The organism is Bradyrhizobium genosp. P (assembly GCF_049949265.1).
Taxonomy (GTDB): Bacteria; Pseudomonadota; Alphaproteobacteria; order Rhizobiales; family Xanthobacteraceae; genus Bradyrhizobium.
This window is the reverse complement of sequence record NZ_CP188195.1, coordinates 2,623,159-2,643,089: the sequence shown is the minus strand read 5'-3', so window position 1 is coordinate 2,643,089 and position 19,931 is coordinate 2,623,159. Positions and strand designations below refer to the sequence as shown.

The 19,931-nt window shown below is 59.0% G+C and carries 18 protein-coding genes, 2 pseudogenes and 2 riboswitches; of the genes and pseudogenes, 7 read left to right on the top strand and 13 right to left on the bottom strand.

The window, feature by feature from the left end:
- Window positions 1-175 precede the first annotated feature (175 nt).
- The 5 genes from ACP2YO_RS12795 to ACP2YO_RS12775 form a co-directional block, all read right to left on the bottom strand.
- On the bottom strand, window positions 176-1,057 hold the full coding sequence (locus ACP2YO_RS12795) for a replication initiator protein A (protein WP_426441183.1): 882 nt from the start codon (window positions 1,055-1,057) through the stop codon (window positions 176-178).
- Between the two features lie 22 nt (window positions 1,058-1,079).
- Window positions 1,080-1,361, bottom strand: coding sequence for a helix-turn-helix transcriptional regulator (locus tag ACP2YO_RS12790; RefSeq protein ID WP_426441182.1), 282 nt, complete (start codon window positions 1,359-1,361; stop codon window positions 1,080-1,082).
- A 132-nt stretch (window positions 1,362-1,493) separates the two neighbouring features.
- Window positions 1,494-1,895 carry a DUF2285 domain-containing protein gene (locus ACP2YO_RS12785; protein WP_426441181.1) on the bottom strand — a complete coding sequence of 134 codons (402 nt, stop codon included), beginning with the start codon at window positions 1,893-1,895 and terminating at the stop codon, window positions 1,494-1,496.
- Between the two features lie 133 nt (window positions 1,896-2,028).
- Window positions 2,029-2,268 (bottom strand): transcriptional regulator domain-containing protein, encoded by a 240-nt coding sequence (locus ACP2YO_RS12780; protein ID WP_426441180.1) that lies wholly within the window; start codon window positions 2,266-2,268, stop codon window positions 2,029-2,031.
- 167 nt (window positions 2,269-2,435) lie between these two features.
- Complete coding sequence (locus ACP2YO_RS12775; protein WP_426443161.1) at window positions 2,436-2,708, bottom strand: DUF2285 domain-containing protein; 273 nt, start codon at window positions 2,706-2,708, stop codon at window positions 2,436-2,438.
- A 775-nt stretch (window positions 2,709-3,483) separates the two neighbouring features.
- On the opposite strand from ACP2YO_RS12775, the gene ACP2YO_RS12770 reads away from it, so the two are divergent.
- Window positions 3,484-3,726 carry a nucleotidyltransferase domain-containing protein gene (locus ACP2YO_RS12770; RefSeq protein ID WP_426441179.1) on the top strand — a complete coding sequence of 81 codons (243 nt, stop codon included), beginning with the start codon at window positions 3,484-3,486 and terminating at the stop codon, window positions 3,724-3,726.
- Here ACP2YO_RS12770 and ACP2YO_RS12765 read toward each other — a convergent pair.
- The gene (locus ACP2YO_RS12765) at window positions 3,701-3,940 is read right to left on the bottom strand and encodes a GNAT family N-acetyltransferase (RefSeq protein ID WP_426443160.1); all 240 of its coding nucleotides are present in this window, start codon (window positions 3,938-3,940) and stop codon (window positions 3,701-3,703) included. The genes ACP2YO_RS12770 and ACP2YO_RS12765 overlap by 26 nt on opposite strands.
- A gap of 116 nt (window positions 3,941-4,056) precedes the next feature.
- A pseudogene (locus ACP2YO_RS12760) lies at window positions 4,057-4,428 on the bottom strand (MFS transporter); the annotation flags it as partial.
- Window positions 4,429-4,961: 533 nt separating this feature from the next.
- On the opposite strand from ACP2YO_RS12760, the gene ACP2YO_RS12755 reads away from it, so the two are divergent.
- Both ACP2YO_RS12755 and ACP2YO_RS12750 read left to right on the top strand, forming a co-directional pair.
- Window positions 4,962-5,735 (top strand): class II aldolase/adducin family protein, encoded by a 774-nt coding sequence (locus ACP2YO_RS12755; protein ID WP_426441178.1) that lies wholly within the window; start codon window positions 4,962-4,964, stop codon window positions 5,733-5,735.
- A gap of 653 nt (window positions 5,736-6,388) precedes the next feature.
- The gene (locus ACP2YO_RS12750; RefSeq protein ID WP_426441177.1) at window positions 6,389-7,564 is read left to right on the top strand and encodes an acyl-CoA dehydrogenase family protein; all 1,176 of its coding nucleotides are present in this window, start codon (window positions 6,389-6,391) and stop codon (window positions 7,562-7,564) included.
- 198 nt (window positions 7,565-7,762) lie between these two features.
- Here ACP2YO_RS12750 and ACP2YO_RS12745 read toward each other — a convergent pair.
- The 4 genes from ACP2YO_RS12745 to ACP2YO_RS12730 all read right to left on the bottom strand — a co-directional run bounded on the left by ACP2YO_RS12745 (window position 7,763) and on the right by ACP2YO_RS12730 (window position 12,059).
- Window positions 7,763-8,712, bottom strand: a protein-coding gene (locus ACP2YO_RS12745; RefSeq protein WP_426435017.1) for an IS630 family transposase whose coding sequence is annotated in 2 segments (ribosomal slippage) — window positions 7,763-8,376 and window positions 8,376-8,712 — 951 coding nt in all. Because the reading frame shifts where the segments join, the coding sequence is not laid out codon by codon here.
- A gap of 88 nt (window positions 8,713-8,800) precedes the next feature.
- On the bottom strand, window positions 8,801-9,292 hold the full coding sequence (locus ACP2YO_RS12740) for a GNAT family N-acetyltransferase (protein ID WP_426441176.1): 492 nt from the start codon (window positions 9,290-9,292) through the stop codon (window positions 8,801-8,803).
- A gap of 69 nt (window positions 9,293-9,361) precedes the next feature.
- Complete coding sequence (locus ACP2YO_RS12735; protein WP_426441175.1) at window positions 9,362-10,330, bottom strand: hypothetical protein; 969 nt, start codon at window positions 10,328-10,330, stop codon at window positions 9,362-9,364.
- Window positions 10,331-10,583: 253 nt separating this feature from the next.
- Window positions 10,584-12,059 carry a coproporphyrinogen-III oxidase family protein gene (locus ACP2YO_RS12730; protein WP_426441174.1) on the bottom strand — a complete coding sequence of 492 codons (1,476 nt, stop codon included), beginning with the start codon at window positions 12,057-12,059 and terminating at the stop codon, window positions 10,584-10,586.
- A gap of 169 nt (window positions 12,060-12,228) precedes the next feature.
- On the opposite strand from ACP2YO_RS12730, the gene ACP2YO_RS12725 reads away from it, so the two are divergent.
- The 4 genes and pseudogenes from ACP2YO_RS12725 (at window position 12,229) to ACP2YO_RS12710 (ending at window position 17,746) form a co-directional block, all read left to right on the top strand.
- Entirely contained in the window at window positions 12,229-12,381 is a 153-nt protein-coding gene (locus ACP2YO_RS12725) for a hypothetical protein (RefSeq protein WP_426441173.1), read from the top strand.
- A 511-nt stretch (window positions 12,382-12,892) separates the two neighbouring features.
- A riboswitch (cobalamin riboswitch) is annotated at window positions 12,893-13,089 on the bottom strand.
- A gap of 111 nt (window positions 13,090-13,200) precedes the next feature.
- A riboswitch (cobalamin riboswitch) is annotated at window positions 13,201-13,425 on the top strand.
- Window positions 13,426-13,530: 105 nt separating this feature from the next.
- Window positions 13,531-15,765: pseudogene (gene metE / locus ACP2YO_RS12720) on the top strand (5-methyltetrahydropteroyltriglutamate--homocysteine S-methyltransferase); the annotation flags it as partial.
- Window positions 15,766-16,176: 411 nt separating this feature from the next.
- Entirely contained in the window at window positions 16,177-16,506 is a 330-nt protein-coding gene (locus ACP2YO_RS12715) for a helix-turn-helix domain-containing protein (RefSeq protein ID WP_426443159.1), read from the top strand.
- Window positions 16,499-17,746, top strand: a complete 1,248-nt coding sequence (locus ACP2YO_RS12710; RefSeq protein ID WP_426441172.1) for a type II toxin-antitoxin system HipA family toxin — start codon at window positions 16,499-16,501, stop codon at window positions 17,744-17,746. Before ACP2YO_RS12715 ends, ACP2YO_RS12710 begins: the two co-directional genes overlap by 8 nt.
- A gap of 852 nt (window positions 17,747-18,598) precedes the next feature.
- On the opposite strand, the gene ACP2YO_RS12705 is transcribed toward ACP2YO_RS12710, so the two are convergent.
- Window positions 18,599-18,919, bottom strand: a complete 321-nt coding sequence (locus ACP2YO_RS12705) for a DUF736 domain-containing protein (protein ID WP_426441171.1) — start codon at window positions 18,917-18,919, stop codon at window positions 18,599-18,601.
- A gap of 535 nt (window positions 18,920-19,454) precedes the next feature.
- Complete coding sequence (locus ACP2YO_RS12700; protein WP_426441170.1) at window positions 19,455-19,931, bottom strand: hypothetical protein; 477 nt, start codon at window positions 19,929-19,931, stop codon at window positions 19,455-19,457.

Sequence of the window (19,931 nt, the reverse complement as noted above, 5' to 3'; positions counted from 1 at the left end):
GCTGCGCGAATTGCGCGGCCCGTTAGAAGAAATCCGAAGGATTTCTGGTTAGTAAAGTTACGGCGGCTGGAACTCGCGAGGAGACAGGCACTTAAGTCCGATTCCGGTCCCCGATAGCACGAGGATTCGGTCCCCGATGGCACGAGGATTATCGTCCCCGATAGCACGAGCTGATTCACAGGGGGCCTCCCGACTGCGGAACACGACCGCGCTTGCGAAGCCGCTCGGCGAATAGATCGATGGCCACGGGCGCGAAGTTCAACCGCTCGGCGCCATTGGCGTCGTGCCTGAGCGCCAATTGATACCCGGGCAATCTTTGCCGACGGACAATCTGGCGCACGTCGTATGCAAAATGCTTGAGTGGCGAGAGGCTGCCAGACTTGGCATGGAGATGCACAAGATCGAAACTCCAGCCGCCCTGCTGGCGACCGCCGTGCTTGCGCACGAGACGGTAAAGCCAGCGCTCAAGTCCGCCTGTCAGATCGAAATAGGCGCGATCAATCGTAAGCACGAGCGCGTCATCGATCACACCGGCATAGAACCAATCAGGCAGGATCAATTCGAGCCCGAGGGGGCGTCCGTTTGCATCAGCGGCCTCCTTCCACTCGTTAATCCAGGAGAAGCGATGCCGACGCCGTTCTGCCGATTGGCGGATCGACGTCAGCACTGTCGTTGATTGCAGCCGGTCAAGACCCGCCTTAAGCCGATCGTAGTCACGCGCGCTCGTGCCGCGGCCGACGAACGTCAGGATCTCGTAAGGAGTTGCAGCCATCAGGCGCGATGTCTTCAGGCCTGCGTCCCGTCCTCCGACGATCTGCGACGCTGCCCAGATCAGGACATCTGCATCCCAGATGGTTGCCATACCGTGTTCGGGCACAGCTTCGACACGAATGGCGATCGCGCCGGAACGGAAATCGATCGGCACAACGCGCTTGGTCTTTGCGAGCGAAAAGAACGGATAAGCCATCAGATCCTGTGCATGGCGCGGCGCAAAATCGCCGGGCAACGCCCGAAAGATCTCAAGCTGGTCCCGCTCGGAATGGTGTTTGCGCCGCATGGTCACTGCTCTCGGGCGGGGATCAGCGACGTTCCTGGCCCGCATATGGGCGCAGGACCGGATGCTTCTTTGCGGGCAGCACCGTCCCTTTGCCGGGGTCTGACGTCGAGGTCTTGGCGCCGAGATCGGCCCATGCTTTCAGGTCATCCAGCGCGTAGACGACACGACCGCCGATTTTCCGATACGTCGGCCCGGTGCCGTATGTGCGGTGCTTCTCGAGCGTACGACCGGAAAGGCCAAGGTAACGCGCGGCCTCCGGCGTGCGCAGGAAACGCGGTGGTAGGCCGGCGGTCAGATCGGGCATTTGAAAACTCCAGGATGACAGCGGGCTACGACTGGCGCCGCCAACGTGTGTGCGGTCATCATGGAGAAGCACGCTCTCGGAAGGGGATGCCGAATGTTGAGGGGGCGATTTTCGATACCCCAAGCTGAGGTACTATTTGTCTTTGCGGCCGGGCCGTAGAAGCTTGCGATGGCCTCCGCGCACCAGCGAAAGGCCGCTTTGAACAAGACGGATGGTTCGGCTGCGCAGATCGTGCGTTTTCCAGCCGCGATCCGGGATGCGCTTCTTGCCGAACAACGCTGCTGCGATGCTGCGATAGGTTCCACCAGCGTTATACGCAACGGCCGCGCGAAGAGCCGCGATCAGCCTTTCGCGCCGCTGTTTGGATAAGCGATGAAAGGCAGGACCCGGTGCGCGTCCATTCATCGCGCGCCACAGCCGCCGGGCAGCATGCACCCGTTCTTCGAAATCGCCATCGAACGACAATTGCGCCGCATAGTGGGCGCCCACAGCCAACGGATCTTTAGACCAAATGCGGTGCTGCACCGAACCCATGCGCAGCACCGCGTGCCAACCGTCGGCGGCTCGGCACACCTCACCGGCTGTAAAGTCGAGCAGTGGCTGAGACGTTGACCCGCGATGAACTGCCGGCGCCGTCACCGCAACCGGAACGACGGATGCTAGAACTTCAGGCGCCCAAAAGATTGCTTGTTCCTTGGAGGACTTCTGCGGATCGTGGGCGAAAGCAGATGCCCCACCTCCTCCTGAATTCCTCAGTCACTGCGCCATCCGGGCTGCTCGCAATCATTGCTGCGTAGTCGCGTCGGTAGTCCACGTTTTGACGGAGGCCCTCCCAGGCGACGTCGGTGATCTCGGCGTCGTCTAGGCTCCCAAACGAGTCTCGCGACCGCCAGTCGAGTTCAGGCATTGCTTCCGCCCCCCATTATATACGGGCTAACAAGGATTGCGGTGCAATAATTCTGAACGATTGGGTTGCAGGAAGTCCCTCGTTTGGCACCACGCGGTGCCCGAAAATGACCACGGGTTGGCGGGAGAAAATAGTTTTAGCCGCAAAGTTCTAGTCGGCAATTTTTTCTATCTTGAGCCCACGCCACGTAAGAGGCGCCCCTGCTCGGTCACCCATTTGGCGCGCGCAAGATGACTCTGGTATGCGTTGCGCGCACGGTCCGGCTCCCGCTCCGGATCGATATCCAAGACGATTCGAGCCACCTCCCGCCAGTCCGCCCCCTCACCCTCCGCTTGCAGAAGGCGGATGTACGTGACGACATGCTGTTCGTCATAGGCCGTCAGCGCCAACTCGTTCGGCGCGACATCTGCGACGTCGGGATCTAGCGTTGGTTTAGACATCGGCCCTACGCCGCACGAGCAATTGAAATACGAATTGAGGTACGAATTCTGCCAGTTGGCATCGTGTGCCAATGTAGCATATGGCATGCCACAAAAGCCGACCGGCAGCGCATTTCTATAGATTTCGACAATCGAACCTCCATCCGCGACCACAAGCAGGTGGTGCCCGCGTATTATAACACGTAGCGCGAAAATACGCGATTCCCTCCTATCCTGCGGATGGACATTCGCAAGGTCTTTGGAGGAAATGTACGCCGATTCCGGCTGTCCCTTGGCTTGAGCCAGGAGGCCGTCGCGGAACGCATGGGCGTCGATAGGGCCTTCATAAGCAGCATGGAAAGAGGGCAGCAAAACGCGACCCTCCTCACGATCTGGCAGACTGCCCAAGCCTTGGAAGTGCGGCCCGCGGACCTGCTTGAAGAAATAATGTCTAAGACTCGATCCTGATCTGGCGCTGGCCTTGCCAAAGGCCCGACGAGCGCCAGGCGCGAACATGCGTCACCGCCGCCGGCCCGGCCGACCGGACCGGCGGCGCCAGATCTATGGAGCGAGGCCACGCAACCGATCTCGATTGCGCGGCTTTCGTACGCAGAAGCGTCGTACAGCTCGTTGTGTTCTTTCGAAAGATTGAGCAGGCGGGCGCGGACGGAAGCTCCGACGTTCTTCAGCGGCTTACGCGTTGATCGTTAGCGCAGGTGAATCCTCATACCCTGGTCCGAAACGAGGCCACCAAAATGTGCGAAAGGGGCCTATCTTGTCGACTTGGCCAAATATCTTGGCGACCGAAATCGCATTCGGCAGCGGCGTGAGAGGGACGCACCACCAGAAGAGTGACATCGACATCGCCTTGCAACTGATGCCGTCGAGCGGCAACCACAACTGGGCACTCGCCAATTTCGTTGAATTTTTCGAGGATTGGAAGGTAAGAGCTTCAGAATGCCGTCAATTGGTCCGTGAGCTTGGTTGCTATCAGACCAACCTTATCTGGTCATCTAGAAGGGATCTTCCTGGGCGGTGAGCCGCTTCTCGTAAAAGATCACTGCATATCCGTGTAGCATCCCTTCCCCGCGGCGAACATAGCCAGCGCTCTCATAAAGTCTTTGAGCCCCTACTTGGATCGTTGTCGTGTCGAGCACCATCGACTTGAATTCCATCGCAACGGCTCGCGATTCTAACTCACCAAGAATCCTTCGTCCAAGTCCGCGTCGTTGAAAGGCGGGATCGACCCGCATACGCTTCAACTCTACGACGTCATCAATCAATAGGTTTCAGCCCACCCATGGCAGCGAGACGGAAACCGACACGTTGGCCTCAAGTCCCCAAAGGGTCAATCAGGAGCCCGAACGCAAGCGGCGCCACCGCCGCCGAAAACGCCGATGACACAGGCGCCAGCCGGATGCGCGAGGCGGGCAAGCCGCGTAGGGACAAGCGGATGGAAACGGCACAGTAGCCTGGCCTCCAGCACGCGTGGACCGACCTGAGCCGGTCCGATCATCATGCCGGCGAAAACCGCCTGAACGGGCGTGGCTCCAAACGCTTCGACGATTTGCGGAAGATGCGCCGCCCTCGCCGATGTCTCCGTCGAGGCGGCGGTGAACGCGGACGAGAGCAGCACCATGGTCCGGTCGATCGGAATGTGAGGCTTCAAGCTCGGCGCTTCGGGTGAGGCCGTCAGCTCCGTCCGCGGCAGCATCAGATTGAGCGGCAGGCCGATCACGATGCGCACGCCCCCCAGCGTTCAGGATAACTTGCGTTCCATCTCATCTGTGAAATGGCAAAATCGTCAATCTTGTGGCGACATCGGAGCATCGCCCTAGTCTCATTCAATTTGCGGCGCTTGATCGAATGATACTGGCGTTGGGGACAGAACGTTGTCGCCATCAGTTGAGCGCTTCGGTCGTAAGATCGCAACTGGAGACGTCGTCCTCGAAGGATGATCGAGTTCGGCTGAGCGGCGGCGCTATCTTTTAACATCCACGCTGTCGTGTTCAGCCCGCCGTGTCCGGTTGGCGATATTTATGTCCGGAACCAGACACTGAGGCACAAGCATTCTGTCGACGCGGCACGTAACAGATGATCTTTCCTCAGTTAAAGCAAGGCTCGCGCAACATCTTTGGTGGCACATCGATTGCTGTAACACGGTGAAGGATGGGCACGGTCAGGGCGGTCCAACAGCCACCGACCGAGGAATCCATTGATTTGGTCCGCTGTGGTCCGGCGGCCACCGTGACAAACGGAAGGTTTTGAGAAGCCATGACAAGAGATGCGCCGACGTCCGCCGTCAAAGACGCAATGCAGGAGAGGCGAATCGACCTAGCTGCAGCCTATCGATTGGTTCACCGGCTCGGTCTCGATGACAGCATCTACACCCACATCTCGGCGAGCCTTCCCGACGGTCATGACCGTTTTTTGATCAATCCGTTCGGCCTGCGCTTTGAGGAGGTGACCGCCTCCAACCTCGTCACGGTCGATATCGACGGCAACATTGTCGACGATCCCCTCGGGCTCGGCATCAATCCGGCCGGCTTCACCATTCACAGCGCGATCCACTCGGCGCGCAAGGATGCGATTTGTGTGCTGCACACCCACACGATCGCGGGCGTTGCGGTTTCATCGCTGAAGGAGGGGCTGTTGCCGCTCAATCAATGGTCCTTGCAGTTCGCCGAACGTGTCGCCTATCATGATTACGAAGGGGTCGCGCTCAATCTCGATGAGCGCGCCCGTCTTGTCGCCGATCTTGGCGGCAAGTTCGTGATGGTGTTGCGCAACCACGGCATGATCACCTGCGGACGCTCGGTCGCCGAAGCCTTCAAATTGATGCACAATCTCGAGCGCTCCTGCCTTGCGCAGCTGGCGATCCAGGCTACGGGCGCGAGAATTGCGCCTCTCTCCGAAGGAGTCACCTGCCACACCGCCCAGCAATACGCCGATCTTTACGACAGCATCGAAGTGCAGGGAACATCTGATATTGAATGGGCTGCCTTCAGGCGGATGCTGGAGCGGACCGAACCTGACTTCATCAACTAGCACTGATGAAGGAAGCGGAAATGCACACATTGGCTTAGGCATGAATCTGATGGAATTCGATTTAGACCGGTTCGTTGACTTGTTAATGTTGCCCAACTGTCAAACCGAGTGCGGCATATCATTCGGTCGGTTCCGAAGAAACCGAGGAGCTTGGCTCCCTAATTTTCTTCATGAGGCGGCATTTTCCTGGCAAAAGAGCCTGCGCAAGTCGGTTCGTCTGCATATCCGCAAATGGAAACTTGTTCGGGTGTGTAAACGAGAGTCTCCCAGAACGATGTATCGTATGAGTCTGCTTGATAACAGCGTGCCGGACCGGGAACATCGTTTCGATTTGCGTCTCAGGGCTGTAGCCCAGATGGGCTCTCGCCTGGCGTCGTGCGCGAGCGTGGAGAAGCGTCGCTCAAGCAATTGCTGGCCGATGACGTTCGGGACGGATCTCGCTTTGTGGTTGTGCCTGAATTCACCGCGGTGGTGCGCCGACTGCCCGCTACGAGCACACGTTAAAGGTGGGCTCGGAGGATCCCCACCTAGACTGCACCGAGAGTGCGTGAAGGCGCGGCGCGGTTCGTTGTCGGCTTGGCACAAGAGTACAGTGCCCGGCAGCAATGCGAAACGTTTCCTCGCAAATTGGTTCTAGCAGGCGGAGCGCCATTATGAGCGGCCAGGATAGGGAGCCGACACTCGAGGATAAGCGCGTAACGACAAGCAAGCCAGGCGCGACAACTCTGTCGAGCCTGCTCGCCGAGATCCGGGCGCGTCGGTCTGAGTTCGTCGTCGCGCAGAAGATCCCAGACGATATCATCGACGGCTTTAAGCGGCTTGGCGTCTATCGAGCGATGGTCGCCAGGCGTTTCGGCGGCGAGGAGCGAACGCCGGCTGAGTTCTGCCGCATGATCGAGCGCATTTCCGAGGCGGACGGCTCCGCAGGTTGGGTAGCAAGCTTCGGCAGTGCCGCTTGCTATCTCGCCGCGCTCCCCATTGAGACGCTTCGCAGCATATATGCGAACGGACCCGACGTGGTGTACGCAGGCGGGCTTTTCCCGCTGCAGTCGGCCAAACGCTGCACCGACGGATTTATCGTCAACGGCGTCTGGCAGTTCGGCAGCGGCTCTTCCGGTGCGGACCTGATCGGCGTCGGCATCACGGTGGAAGGCGACTCAACCGAGGGCCTTCCGCGTGTTGCCGTGATGCCGGCCGATAAGGTGACAATCCGCTCCAATTGGGACGTGATCGGACTGCAAGGCACCGGCAGCCACGAACTCGTGGTCAGGGATGTCGTAGTGCCGGAGGAATGGACCCTGATCCGCGGCGGCCGGACGTCGCTCGATGCAGCGATCTACCGTTACCCGTCCGTCGCGTTCGCCGCGCAGGTGCTTGCGATCGTCGGCATCGGTATTGCTCGCTCCGCGCTGGACGATGTCATCGCTATGGCCAGGAGCCGCCCCTCGATCACCGGAGCGCCCGTTATGGCCGACCGCGGCTATATCCAGCTGGAGATAGCCAGAGCCGAGGCCATGCTGCGCTCCGCCCGCTCCTTCTTCTATGAGGCCACCGAGGAGCTGTGGAACGAAGCGCTCAATGGCGCGGCAAATCTGACCACGGTGATGCTGATGCGGCTCGCCGCGACGAATGCCGCACGATGCAGCGCCGAAGTCGCCAAGATCGCCTGCGGTCTCGGCGGAACCAAATCAGTCTACGCCACGCACAATCTAGCGGGGGCGATGTGCGACAGCTTTGTGGTGGCCCAGCACGCCTTTCTCAGCGAAGGAACGCTGCAGAGCGCCGGCCGGCTCCTGCTCGGGCTTCCAGCGCAGCCAGGTTTTCCATGAAATGATTCCAATACACGACCATTTCCGCACGACCTTCCGCAAAAAATACGTTGCGAGATGGCCAAGACTGCCGAAGCTACTCCCGTTGTCCATCCCCTCACTCGATGGCCGGGATTGCCGGGTCTGCATTATAGAGCCATCTGCGGCGCGAAAAGGATTACGCAGCCTGCCAATCTTATTTGGTCATCTAGAGCGTTTTCATGGTTGGTGACGATAACCGGCATCGGCGAGAAAGTTCAGGCATTCTGTTGGCGAGAAGCGGGTAAGGGCGTCGGCGATTGCGTTGTCGAGGGCTTCGAGAGTTCGTGCGCCTGCCTTGCGCAGCAGGGACTTTAATTTGGCGAAGAACTGCTCGATCGGATTGAGGTCCGGGCTGTATGGCGGCAGATAGCGCAACATCGCACCGGCCGCCTCAATGGCTTCGCGGACGCCCCTGACCTTGTGGCTCGACAGATTGTCCATCACGACAATGTCGCCCGACCGCAGCGTCGGAACGAGGAACTGCTCGACCCAGGCGAGGAATGTCTCGCCGTTCATCGGGCCGTCGAAGACGCACGGCGCGGTCATGCCGTCCTGGCGCAAAGCTCCGACGAAGGTGGTTGTTTTCCAATGGCCGTGCGGGACTGTGCAAACGAGCCTCTTGCCGCGCGCGCAGCGGCCGTAAAGCCGGGTCATTTTGGTGGACGCGCCGCTCTCGTCGATGAAGACCAGGCGCTCCGGGCTCAATTCCGCCTGACCGGCGCGCCATTCCACACGCGCCTCGGCGACATCGGCCCGATCTTGCTCCGCAGCTCTCAGTGACTTTTTTTGAGCGTCAGGCCGAGCTGGCGCAGGCGCTTCCACAAGCAGCCGATACTGACCTTCACGTCGTGCGTGGCCAGCAGCCACGCCCGGATCTCCTCCAGCGTGGCGTCTGGCTTGTGCACGATCCGCTGGCGCAGCGCTTCATCGTGAGCAGCAAGTTTCGGAGCCGGCCCGCGGCCCGACGGGCGAGCCGTCGTCTCGCCAGTCGCCCGCCAACGCCCCAGCGCCTTGTAAATGTAGGAAACGCTGACCCGCAGCAGCGGCGCTGCCTGATACGCTCCCATTCCGCCGTCGACGACGGAAATGACCCGTTCACGCAAATCTTGAGAATAAGGTGCTCCCATCAAAGCCTCCGCCTCGAATCAATGCGGAAACTGAATCATGGAGCAACCGCGCTGGGAATCCTCCGATTCCACCAATTGTGAAAATGCTCTAGAAGGGATCATCCTGGGCGGTGAGCCGCTTCTCGTAACAGATCACCGCATATCCGTGTAGCATCCCTTTCCTGCGGCGAACATAGCCAGCGCTCTCATAAAGTCTTTGAGCTCCTACTTGGATCGTTGTCGTGTCGAGTACGATCGACTTGAATTCCAGCGCAACGGCTCGCGACTCCAACTCACCAAGAATCCTTCTTCCAAGTCCGCGTCGTTGAAAGGCGGGATCGACCCGCATACGCTTCAACTCTACGACGCCATCATCAATAGGTTTCAGTCCACCCATGGCAGCGAGACGGCAACCAATATGCGCAAGCATGAAGTCACCGCCTGACCCGATGTATACCTCCCCGATATTCCGTAAATCATCCTCCCACGTGCCTTCCGGGCCACACACACTAACATCCTCCGATGCGGTTCTATGCAGATGCCATACGTTATCGGCATCCGCTGAATCGAACCGACGAAAGATCGCTTCGTCCTGGGGCATTGACCATCGCCTTTCGAGTAGCATTGGACGCCTGCGCCTCGGCATTGCTGTTTGCTTGCCCAGGTAAATCTACCTTCGGCTTACGGACGGGCTTGGCGTCAACAACCTCTGAGAAAGGACAGCCTCTATACTTTCCGTCGCTTCAACACCGACAAGTGGTCGACCTGGCTCAACCGTATATTTTAGAGCCGCACTACGGTGCATCCGGGTAAACCGATCCAGCGCACAAACACAGGATGCGCGCAACCCTTCGATTTCACCGCCGTGGCGCTCTATCACGGGCGATATGGTTGCAAACCTGGGAAAGTCCGCTTTCCCTTCCAGCCAACCTGGCTTGAACCACACGCGCCCCTTGTCTGGCGACAGCCAGCGGAATACCTCGCGAATGCATCGCTGCGGATAGTATTCGGACAGTCGATATAGGTCCCTATAAAACTGAGGCTTTTGGCGGAACAGCTCTTCACCGACGAGTAGCACCGAGACCGCCACGACGCGGGCTGAGAACCGGCCGCTTGGGCCAAGCGTATTCTTGTAAGGATTTTTTCCATAAAACACGCGAAACTGGCTAAACAGGTCCGGAGACATACGTTCATCAAAGCCAGTCAGAACACCACTTGCCGACTCAAGGCGCTCTAGGCATCGCGCAAGACATTGACCCGCATCCGCACCGGCCACATCACGCAACTCAAGTAGAGCGTCAATTGCTGACTGAAATTCACTCTCGATTAGTTGATGGCCTAAGCAAAAATCGCGCTCCTCCACGCCGGCCGCGCCAAGGCAATATACGCGTGCGTCGCTCTGCACCGGATTGGTAAGGATCATATCCTCATAGGACAAGACCCCAATGCTAGGCTGCCGCTGACAAGCCAAGCGCGCCAGGCGACTCAATGCCATTCCCACGGTCAGTTCGGCGTCGCAGGAAGGGAGGCGGGCAAACGCCGACATCTGATAAGCGCAATTGACGAGATACTGGATGTCTGTCTTGGCGACCTCGAAATCGGACTGCGGCAAACTCAGTAACAGCGCATCATAGTTCATCTCCGCGGTGGTTGCGCTTATGGTACGTCCAAGGGCCTGAACCGCTTCGTTCGGTCGTTCAGTGAATTTGATCTCCGCAATACAGTGCGGTAGTTGTTCGACGACAAAATTGCTGAGTAGCCCAAGCGGGCGTTTTCGCTGCTTGCGATCAATATTGTCGGTCAGGTGAGAAAATATGCTCTGCGAGAAGAGCGGCGGCTGTTCCGGGCGGCAAACGAACCACTATCGGCCATAGCTGAGGACATCCACGATGTCATTGAAAAACAGCTTTCATCTCGACACTTGACCCGTATCTTGCGGCCGGCGAGTAATCGTGCTTTTCGATAAGATCAGTCCGTTTGTCTGTTATCCTGCTGTCATTGTATGCGACCCGCTCAAGCACATTATCCGAGAAAAATTGCAACGATACTGCGCCCGAATTGACAATGCCGGACGCAGTCAACGAAAGCACGCCATCATTTGAAATGCAGATGAGCCCTGCCTCATTCAAGATTTTAAGCTCGCGAGCAAAGTATTCCTCAAGGGATACCCCAAATTCCTGCTCGAAGCGGGAGAGCAACACGCCGCTGCTTCGCAAAGCGAATATTAACGTTCTGCGCATGAGCTCGTCTTGCGACAGGACGACACCCTTCCACACCGGTTTCTCGCCCGCCTCAACCTTGTTCAAGTAGCGATCCAGATCTGCCTCGTTATAGAACTGGCACTGACTCATGTAACCAAATCCGCTAACCCCAAACGGGACCAGATTGTTGTCGTTCCAGGAATCGTATTTGCGGGTCTGTTGAACGGAGTGCGGCTGCGACCTCTTAGTCCAATAGAAAATCGGCCCATGGCGATAGCCGAGGCTCGTAAGGATGTGCTCCGCCATGAAATGCATTATGATGCGCTCCTTAGCCCCGGCGAACTGATATCGTCCGCTGGCCAAATGGCGAGCAACGGGGTCCGTCGATTTAAACATCAATGGGAATACGTTAAACTTCTCTATTCCCATATCGAGCAGGCCGATAAGGGAGTCGTACCAGCTTCGGAGCGTTTGCTGCGGCAACCCATACATGAGATCAAGAGATAGATTCTCAACGCTCATGTTTTTAAGCAACTTTACTGTCTGCATCACCTCATCTACACCGTGCCCGCGGTTTAGGATCCGCAAAATACTTTCATCTAGAGTTTGAACACCGAGAACGAAGCGATTTACGCCGCCTCTCAGTAAGGTCGATACGCGATCTGCAGCGTCCGCTTGCGTCCCAAGAGAGGGATGTAATTCGAAACTCACTTCGGACTTAGATAAATCAAAGCGCCGCTTAATCATGCCAAATAGCGTTTTGAGTTGATCGTTCGTCAAAAATGAAGGAGTGCCGCCTCCAATGAAGGCCGTCTCGATAGTTCTGCCGGCAAGCGCCGCGTCCGACCAACTCATCTCCTTTTCCAAAGCCGCCAAGTAACGCTCGATTCGCTCGGAAGGTGGATTGATCTGCTTGCCGAAGTGGCAAAAGGTGCAATATTGATGACAGAAGGGGATGTGGAAATACAGATCAATTGACGACGCAATCCGATCCAACAGCTTTTCGGGATTGAAGTCCCCCATTGCCTTAAGAGGCGGATATGTAGCGACGAGATAATCGTTGAACGCGTCAAGGTGCAAATTTCGCGACCTCAGCATGTCAATATTAATGTCGTACGACCTGTCGATCGCGAATTCCAGAGTCTCGGAATAGCTCGGCGCGCGCATCTTTTGGACTCCTTTAGCTTTTGCGTGCAGGCAAGGCGCGAGGGCGGCTCAGTTCGTTCGATGACGATAGGCCGATGTCGCAGCCGATGCGAACATTGCCCGTCTGCTGCGAAGCGGCGCCCAGGAATGCTTCGAGCGCCGCGGTGGGCTAGTATCCCTCGAAAAAAAGATGCGCGAACTCCCCGATGTGATGAAAGCGGAGTCGGTCGGCGAACTCGGCCCGATCCAGCGCGCTCCCGCACAACTTCTGTTCGCTTCCCCGCTCCCCTGGGGGCAATCGATCTTCGGAACGGAGACCGCGCTTCATCTGGTTTCCTCCTAATCGACGCTGCGAATCCGATTGTTGTGTGGATCCATCACTGTGCACTAGCAATCGACGTGCCACCAAAGGCGAACGCGCCTTGCTTCAAAAGAGGCCAGAAACATGTGCCGCGAGCGGCGAAGACGGAATACTTGCGCCTCGGCGTCCGATTACGGACATGAGTGTTTTCAACCGGACACGACAACCGGTGTATTGAGTGATGGCCGCGGTTTCTCGATCCAACTCAAACATCCGTTCAAGGATGATGTTCGCAATGCCGACCTTAGGGCCGCAGCGCTTTTGGCGGCAGTTCTAATTGGCTGATCCAGCGGTTGTCCCGAGCATCTTTGAAACTACTCCAACCTTCGACGGCATGCGACCGATGCTATCGTGATCATCGCAACTGCACTGATCGCTGTAAAAAGAACCCGGCCGGGCGCGGCAAGAGTGCAAGCGCTCCCGCGTTGCGCATCCCAGTTGACGCCAAGTTGCCATCAGCGGATGGACCGTTGCTCCCCGACCGACATCTTCGCGTGTGACAACGGCTGCGGCAGGTCTCCTGGCTCGCGGGTCGTTTCCTCGACGTCACTTTCCCAGGACCCAGATTCCCAGTGGCATATGACGAAAGATTCGCCGCTTACAGTTGCGGGGGCAGCCGTGGCGTTGGGAAATCCCGCACCACGTTCCCTTTTGATCTCCGTAAGGAGAACCGTCACAGATGATGTCAGAAGTTTGTCAAAGCCGGGGTCAATTGGCTCGTTGCACCACCGCGGTGCCGGCGATGGAGGTCTACCGCGTCGAAGAAAACGTTCGAGAGGTTGACGCGACGGTCCTGTCGCAGATAATCCAAGCTGTCGAGGTTCTCCAGGTCCCGCTTGATCTGGAGCTAAGAGGGAAGCCGGTGCGCTCTCGATCAATCCAGGATCGATGCAATGCCGGCGCTGCCCCCGCAACTGTAGGCGGCGAGCCTGCATCCACAAAAGTCACTGAAGCAAATGCTTCGGGAAGGCCGGATGCAGGCGATGACCCGCGAGCCAGGAGACCTGCCCCGACAACATGATCGTCCACGGGCGGGGTGTCCCGGTGGTACGCCAAGCAGTTGCCGCTTTGGTGGCTCTCTGCCCGCCGTCCGCCATGGCCTTTTGCCCCCACAACCATGGGGTTAAAGCTATGTCTACTCTCTCACTTCCTGTTGCAACACTCGGCACGCCCCGGATCGGGCCGCGCCGCGAACTCAAGCTCGCGCTCGAAAGCTATTGGGCCGGAAAAATCAGCGAAGAGCAACTTCTTGACGCTGCGGCCGGACTTCGCGTTGCCAACTGGGCTCGGCAGAAATCTCCCGGTGCCACCGTGATTCCGTCGAGCGATTTCTCGCTGTACGATCCGGTGCTCGATACCAGCGTCATGGTCGGAGCCATTCCGGACTCTTACGGCTGGAAAACGGGACCCGTCTCGCTCAAGACCTACTTCGCCATGGCGCGCGGCGCACAGGACGATGGGCACGATGCGAGTTGCGGCCACGCCCATCACGGGCACAGCACGGCAGCGCGGAGATGACCAAGTGGTTCGACACCAATTATCACTACATGGTGCCGGAATTTCACAGGAGCCAGACCTTCAGGCTGTCCTCACGCAAGCCCATCGAGGAATACGATGAGGCGAAGAGCCCAGGCTATCAGACTGGTCTGGTTCTGGTCGGCCCTGTCACATTCTTGAAGCTCGGCAAGAGCGCCGATCCGGCACTTGATCCGCTGTCGCTGCTGGATGATCTTTTGCCGGTCTATGTCGAGGTTCTCCAGGAATTGACGAAGCGCGGCGCTGAATGGTTCAGCTCGATGAGCCGTGTCTAGTTCTCGATCTCGATCGCCCGTCACGCGTTGCACTGCACCGGACCTATGCACGCTTCGCCAAGGACGTCCCCGGCCTCAAGATCATGCTGGCCACGTATTTCGGGGCTGTCGGCGACAACCTGGAAACCGTGTTGGCCTTGCCGGTTGCGGGCGTTCACCTCGACCTTGTCCGCGCGCCTGAGCAGCTGAGCGCGGTGGTCGACGAAACGCGGAAGGATCTCGTGGTCTCTCTCGGCGTCGTCGATGGCCGCAATGTCTGGCGTTCCGACCTTTCGGCGCTCCTTGATCGGCTCACACCCGCCATCGCGAAGCTCGGCGCAGATCGCGTACAGATCGCATCCTGCTGCTCGATGCTTCACGTGCCGATCGACGTTGAACTGGAGACCGATCTCGATCTCGATGTGAAGAGCTGGCTTGCCTTCTCCGTCCAGAAGATCGGCGAGCTTGCGGTCTTGGCAAGGGCGCTCGCCGGCGACAAGGGTGTCGCGGATGCGGTAGCCAGCTCGGACCTCGCGGCGACGGCCCGCCAGACGTCGCCAAAGATCCATGACCCGACTGTCGCCCGACGAATGGCGGAAATTGGCGAGACCATGCGCCGCCGCACCAGCTCGTTTGCGAACCGCACCGAGGTCCAGCGCAAACGTTTCGCTCTGCCAGCGTTCCTCACGACTACAATTGGATCGTTCCCGCAGACGGCGGATGTCCGCAACGCCCGCGCCGCGCATGCTCGGGGAAAGATGAGCGACGCACAATACGAGCAATTTTAAGGAGAGGCGGCGCGCGCCGTACGCTGGCAGGAAGACATCGGGTTAGATGTGCTCGTGCATGGCGAGTTCGAGCGTAACGATATGGTGCAGTATTTCGGTGAGCAACTCTCCGGCTTCGTATTCACGAAGCACGGCTGGGTCCAATCCTACGGCTCGCGCTGCGTCCGTCCTCCCATGCTGTTTGGCGATGTCTCGCGGCCGAAGCCGATGACGGTGGATTGGTGGCGGTACGCGCAGTCCTTGACCAAGAAGCCGATGAAGGCGATGCTCACCGGGCCAGTGACGATCGTGAACTGGTCGTTCGTTCGTGACGACATCTCCCGCAGCGAGGCATGCCGCCAGATTGCGCTCGCGATCCGGGACGAGGTAACCGATCTGGAGACGGCCGGCGCGACCATGATCCAGATCGAGGAAGCTGCGCTTCGCGAAGGACTGCCATTGCTGCGATCAGAGTGGAAGACCTATCTCGACTGGGCTGTCGACAGCTTCCGTATCTGCTCGTCCGGCGGCGCGAACGAAACGCAGATTCATACTCATATGCGCTATTCGGAGTTCAACGATATCATATGCGATAGCGGCGATGGACGCCGACGTCATTTCAATCGAGACGTCGCGCTCGAAGATGGAGCTGCTCGACGCATTCAAGGGCTACAAGTATCCAAACGATATCGAACCCGGCGTCTTCGACATCCATTCGCCGCGCGTTCCTGAGGCGGGCGGCCGAGATGCGGGACCTGATTGCGTCGGCCCGGCAAGGGCTATCCGACTCGCAGCTGTGGATCAACCCGGGTGGGCAATCGGGATAGTGCCGGACAAAATGTAAGACTTTCAATATGCCGATCCCAGCTTTTGGGTGCCGTAGCGAGCGGGCCGCTCTCGGGAAGTTCGTGATAGTAGAGGTCGAAAAACACGTCTTCCCGGCCCTTAGCGAAGCGTCGCCCGTCAGCCACCTCTCGAGCCCGACATGACATGGCGGGAACAATTGATCAGGACAGCGCCTCAACGGCTTCGCTACGACGGGCGGCGGGCTCCTGCCGGGAGCCTAGTCGATACTACCACGTCCCCGATTCTCAAAAAAAGGACACACCCAAGCTCCGGGCACGCTCAACCAATCCCTACCTAATTACCTCTTTTGCTTATAGACTTTTGTAAGCTTCATGCTACATAAAGGCCAGTTAGTGCATCACGAAGTTTACAAAATGCCTACGCCCCATAGTCCCTCCGCCAGCGTCCGCCGCGCCCTCCGCAAACTCGGAGCCGACATTCAGGACGCGCGCAAGCGACGTCGGTTGCCGATGGGCGTCGTCGCCGATCGAGCCTTCACGTCGAGAAGCACGCTCCAGCGGATCGAGGCCGGGGATCCTGGCGTGGGAATCGGCATCTATGCCGCCACCCTGCAGGCTCTAGGGCTACTCGACGGCCTGGCCGACCTTGCAGATCTGAAGCGAGATAGCGTTGGTCAGGCTCTGGCCGCAACAGAACTTCCTGCGCGCGCTCGTCTAAAGCGAAAAACGAATTCCGATGCCTGATGTAGAAGTTCACATCGACCTCGACGGCGCCACTCAACCAGTCGGGCGTCTCCGTCGGCATGTCGCTCGACGGGCGGAGACGGTCACATTCGAGTACGATGACGCATGGCTCGCCGACAAAAATCGCTTTTCAATCGAGCCTGCCCTCACCTTAACGCAAGGTGTCTTTGCGACGACGCGCAATCAAGAAATATTTGGCTCGATCGGTGACTCGGCCCCGGATACCTGGGGACGGCGGCTCATGCGGCGTTCCGAGCGCCGCCTGGCCGAACAGGAAAAGCGCCCTGTAAGGACGCTCTCAGAGGCGGACTATCTGCTTGGTGTTGCCGATGAAATCCGCCCGGGGGCGCTTCGCTTCCGCTGGAGCGATAATCCAACGTTCCAAGCGCCGCTCCGAGCGGGTGTCCCTGCGCTTATTGAGCTGGGGCGGCTACTGCAGATCACCGAACGCATCTTGCGCGACGAAGAAACCGACGAGGATCTCCAACTCATCTTCGCACCTGGATCATCCCTGGGCGGTGCCCGTCCGAAGGCGTCCGTCGTCGACCAGCACGGCCAACTCGCCATCGCCAAGTTCCCAAAGGAAACCGATGACTACAGTATCGAAACCTGGGAAGAGATTGCGCTCCGACTGGCTGATCGCGCTGGAATCGTCACGCCCAATCACGAGCTTATCGAAGTCGCAAACAAGCCGGTTCTGCTTTCTCGTCGCTTCGACCGGCGCGAGACGGTTCGCATCCCCTTTCTCTCGGCGATGTCGATGACCGGATCTGCCGACGGCGAGCGCGGAAGCTATCTTGAGCTCGTGGACGCTCTCACGCGCCATGGCGCCAATGCAAGGGCAGACGCTGAAGCCCTCTATAGACGAATGGTCTTCAACGTCCTGGTTTCCAATGTCGACGACCATCTGCGCAACCACGGATTCCTCTGGCTCGGCAAGAACGGGTGGTTGCTGTCTCCCGCTTATGATCTCAATCCGACCCCAACCGACGTCAAGGCACGCATACTGACGACGAATATCGATCTCGACGAAGGCACCTGCTCTGTCGACCTCGTTGAGAGCGTCGCGGACTTTTTTGGCATTGCACTTCCCACCGCACGGGACATCATCCGCGAGGTGGGTGCAGCCGTTGCCGACTGGCGCACCGTCGCCGCTGCCGCCGGCGCGCGGTCGTCCGAAATCAACAGAATGGCCAGCGCCTTCGAGCACGAAGACCTGAAGAAAGCGCGCGCAATGTGACAGGTGCCAAATGGCACGGCGGAGCTCCGACGACACATCGTCGGCAAATGCCAAAGCGATGGGCAAGGCAAGTGTGCCGCACGGCTGCGGGACTGAATGCGCATCGTCTATCTGGAAGTGGAGAACTTCCGCGGCATCAAGAGGCTGAAATGGGCACACTGTCTCGCGGCGTGAATTGTCTAATTGGTCCGGGGGAGATTCGACCAAGACCACCGTGTTGGACGCAATCGAGTTGTGCCTCGATCCAAGGTCCTACATCTTTGCTGACGACTGCGATTTCTTCGATGTTGACGTCAAGGCGCCGAGCCGGATCACGGTAACGCTCTCTAGACCTTCCGTCCCACTTCAAGGCTGAGGATCGATATCGGCTTCACCCGCGCGGCTGGGATGCTGCGGCCAAAAAACTATCCATGAGCCGGGAACGGGCTTGGCGGACGCGCTCTCGATCGCCGTTGTTATCGATCAGAACCTGGAGGCCCGGTTGGTCGATCCACAATGAAAAGGATCGATACGCGGGATAGTGACCCGCCGACGGTCCGATTCACGGACGCCAAACAGCTCGCGGCCAATCGATCCGGCCGCCAGGCTTGACCACCGCCGATCTGGTCAGCTGGATTGGCGGCGGCGCGACAAGGCCGGGCAGCAAGTGACCGGTCACGCGGCCTATGTTTTAGACAGCGCGCTCCATCAAGCGCCGCGCGGTTCCGTCCCAACTCAAGGCGTGTCTCCTGATTGGCCCTGCCGCGGGCGAGCGCTGTGACGCGCTGCCCGAAATCAACGGTGCTTTGATGCCCGCCTGAGATTGAGGAGCCCCGCCCGGCGGACCGGACGGGGCTTTTTGGTGGGCGAACCTCAGTCGCCGTTCTTGCGCGGCCGCGACCAGATCAGGGTGTAGCCGTCGCCTTCCTCGTCATCGAACAGGTTCGCGTAGATCGGCGCGTTGAACGAGGGGTCGTCGAGCTTGAGCGAGAGGTAGTCGCGGCCCTCCTCGGAGCGCTTCGACCACGCGGCCCCGATCTCGGCCCGGCCGACGAAGACGCGGTGGCTCGGGGCATTCTCGTTGGAGCGGTTGGTCTCGGGCACGATCCGAACGCCCTTGGTCTGGAGGCTGAGGGTGACGATCTCGCCCTGGAAGTCGCTGCCGACCTTCTTGAAAGAACCGATGTTAGCCATGTTACTTCTCCTTTGCTGTTTCGAGCCGCGACCACCGCGGCCTCGATGGCGATCTACAGGTTGAAGACGATCGACGACGCACCCGCCCGCGGGCCGGAGCGCAGCGGAGGACGCCAGCGGGGCGACTTTCTTGTCTCGCGAGGAATGGGCGTCAGCCCAGGGGAAGAAAGTCGACCCGCGGCGTTGCGTTCAGGCGATCGAGGCGCAGCCGCTCTTCGGCCAGATCAAGCCATCAAGAGGCCACGTGGTCCGTGCGCTAAACAGCATCCTCGGAAGAAGTCGTGGCCAATATCGGTTGTGCTGCGCAAGATGTCGCTGCGTTCAGGCGTAAGGATGGAAACAAAGGCGAAGGAATAGGTGGATTCGATTGCCTTGATCAATCCGCGATGAGATGCCCCTGCCCGCGTTGCCGTGTGCCGGGGAGGTCAGGTGTCAGCAGCCAAGCGTTTCGAGAACGAACCGCCTTGCTCGATGCTCTGTCACGCGGCCACCCAACGCCGTGATGCCGGATAGCCTCACCCGACGAGATAGCGGCTCATCCCTGCTGCGTCGTGGCAGTGAGAGCGGGCTGAGGTTCGTTCAGCAAAACCTCGACCGGTCGCGGGGGCTTTCCAAAGATGGTCATCCGTGTCCAGGCCGTGCTGCCGATTGCTATAGCGCCGATCCAGGCAAACGCCTCGCGCCATGGCAATGAGGACACCCCAATTTGCGATAGGCCGTGGACGACGTGATAGCCCGCGACGGCCGCCGGAACGGTAAAAGCAGCGCCAATGATGACACGAAGAGGCGCGGATCGGGTGAAGGCAAATGCGGTTTGTCCAGTAACGAGGGTGAATATACCGGCAAGAATGGCGACAAAAGCCGCGACGGCAATGCTCGCGCCACTGTGTATCGCCGCCAGCGCCACAGAAAGCGCGACGAAGAATGGCAGCGCATAAACGGCGAGGGTGAAAATCAGCCAGCAGAACAGGCCGATGCCAAGGATATTGAGAATGAGGCCGAGGATAAGCAT

Coding starts and splice junctions, on each gene's coding strand:
- ACP2YO_RS12775 (WP_426443161.1), bottom strand. CDS start 2,708: ATGTCTAAACCAACGCTAGATCCCGACGTCGCAGATGTCGCGCCGAAC.
- ACP2YO_RS12780 (WP_426441180.1), bottom strand. CDS start 2,268: ATGCCTGAACTCGACTGGCGGTCGCGAGACTCGTTTGGGAGCCTAGAC.
- ACP2YO_RS12715 (WP_426443159.1), top strand. CDS start 16,177: ATGCCTACGCCCCATAGTCCCTCCGCCAGCGTCCGCCGCGCCCTCCGC.
- ACP2YO_RS12725 (WP_426441173.1), top strand. CDS start 12,229: ATGCGCGAACTCCCCGATGTGATGAAAGCGGAGTCGGTCGGCGAACTC.
- ACP2YO_RS12750 (WP_426441177.1), top strand. CDS start 6,389: ATGAGCGGCCAGGATAGGGAGCCGACACTCGAGGATAAGCGCGTAACG.
- ACP2YO_RS12790 (WP_426441182.1), bottom strand. CDS start 1,361: ATGCCCGATCTGACCGCCGGCCTACCACCGCGTTTCCTGCGCACGCCG.
- ACP2YO_RS12710 (WP_426441172.1), top strand. CDS start 16,499: ATGCCTGATGTAGAAGTTCACATCGACCTCGACGGCGCCACTCAACCA.
- ACP2YO_RS12700 (WP_426441170.1), bottom strand. CDS start 19,931: ATGCTTATCCTCGGCCTCATTCTCAATATCCTTGGCATCGGCCTGTTC.
- ACP2YO_RS12765 (WP_426443160.1), bottom strand. CDS start 3,940: ATGCGGGTCGATCCCGCCTTTCAACGACGCGGACTTGGACGAAGGATT.
- ACP2YO_RS12740 (WP_426441176.1), bottom strand. CDS start 9,292: ATGCCCCAGGACGAAGCGATCTTTCGTCGGTTCGATTCAGCGGATGCC.
- ACP2YO_RS12785 (WP_426441181.1), bottom strand. CDS start 1,895: ATGGGTTCGGTGCAGCACCGCATTTGGTCTAAAGATCCGTTGGCTGTG.
- ACP2YO_RS12755 (WP_426441178.1), top strand. CDS start 4,962: ATGACAAGAGATGCGCCGACGTCCGCCGTCAAAGACGCAATGCAGGAG.
- ACP2YO_RS12795 (WP_426441183.1), bottom strand. CDS start 1,057: ATGCGGCGCAAACACCATTCCGAGCGGGACCAGCTTGAGATCTTTCGG.
- ACP2YO_RS12735 (WP_426441175.1), bottom strand. CDS start 10,330: ATGAACTATGATGCGCTGTTACTGAGTTTGCCGCAGTCCGATTTCGAG.
- ACP2YO_RS12730 (WP_426441174.1), bottom strand. CDS start 12,059: ATGCGCGCGCCGAGCTATTCCGAGACTCTGGAATTCGCGATCGACAGG.
- ACP2YO_RS12705 (WP_426441171.1), bottom strand. CDS start 18,919: ATGGCTAACATCGGTTCTTTCAAGAAGGTCGGCAGCGACTTCCAGGGC.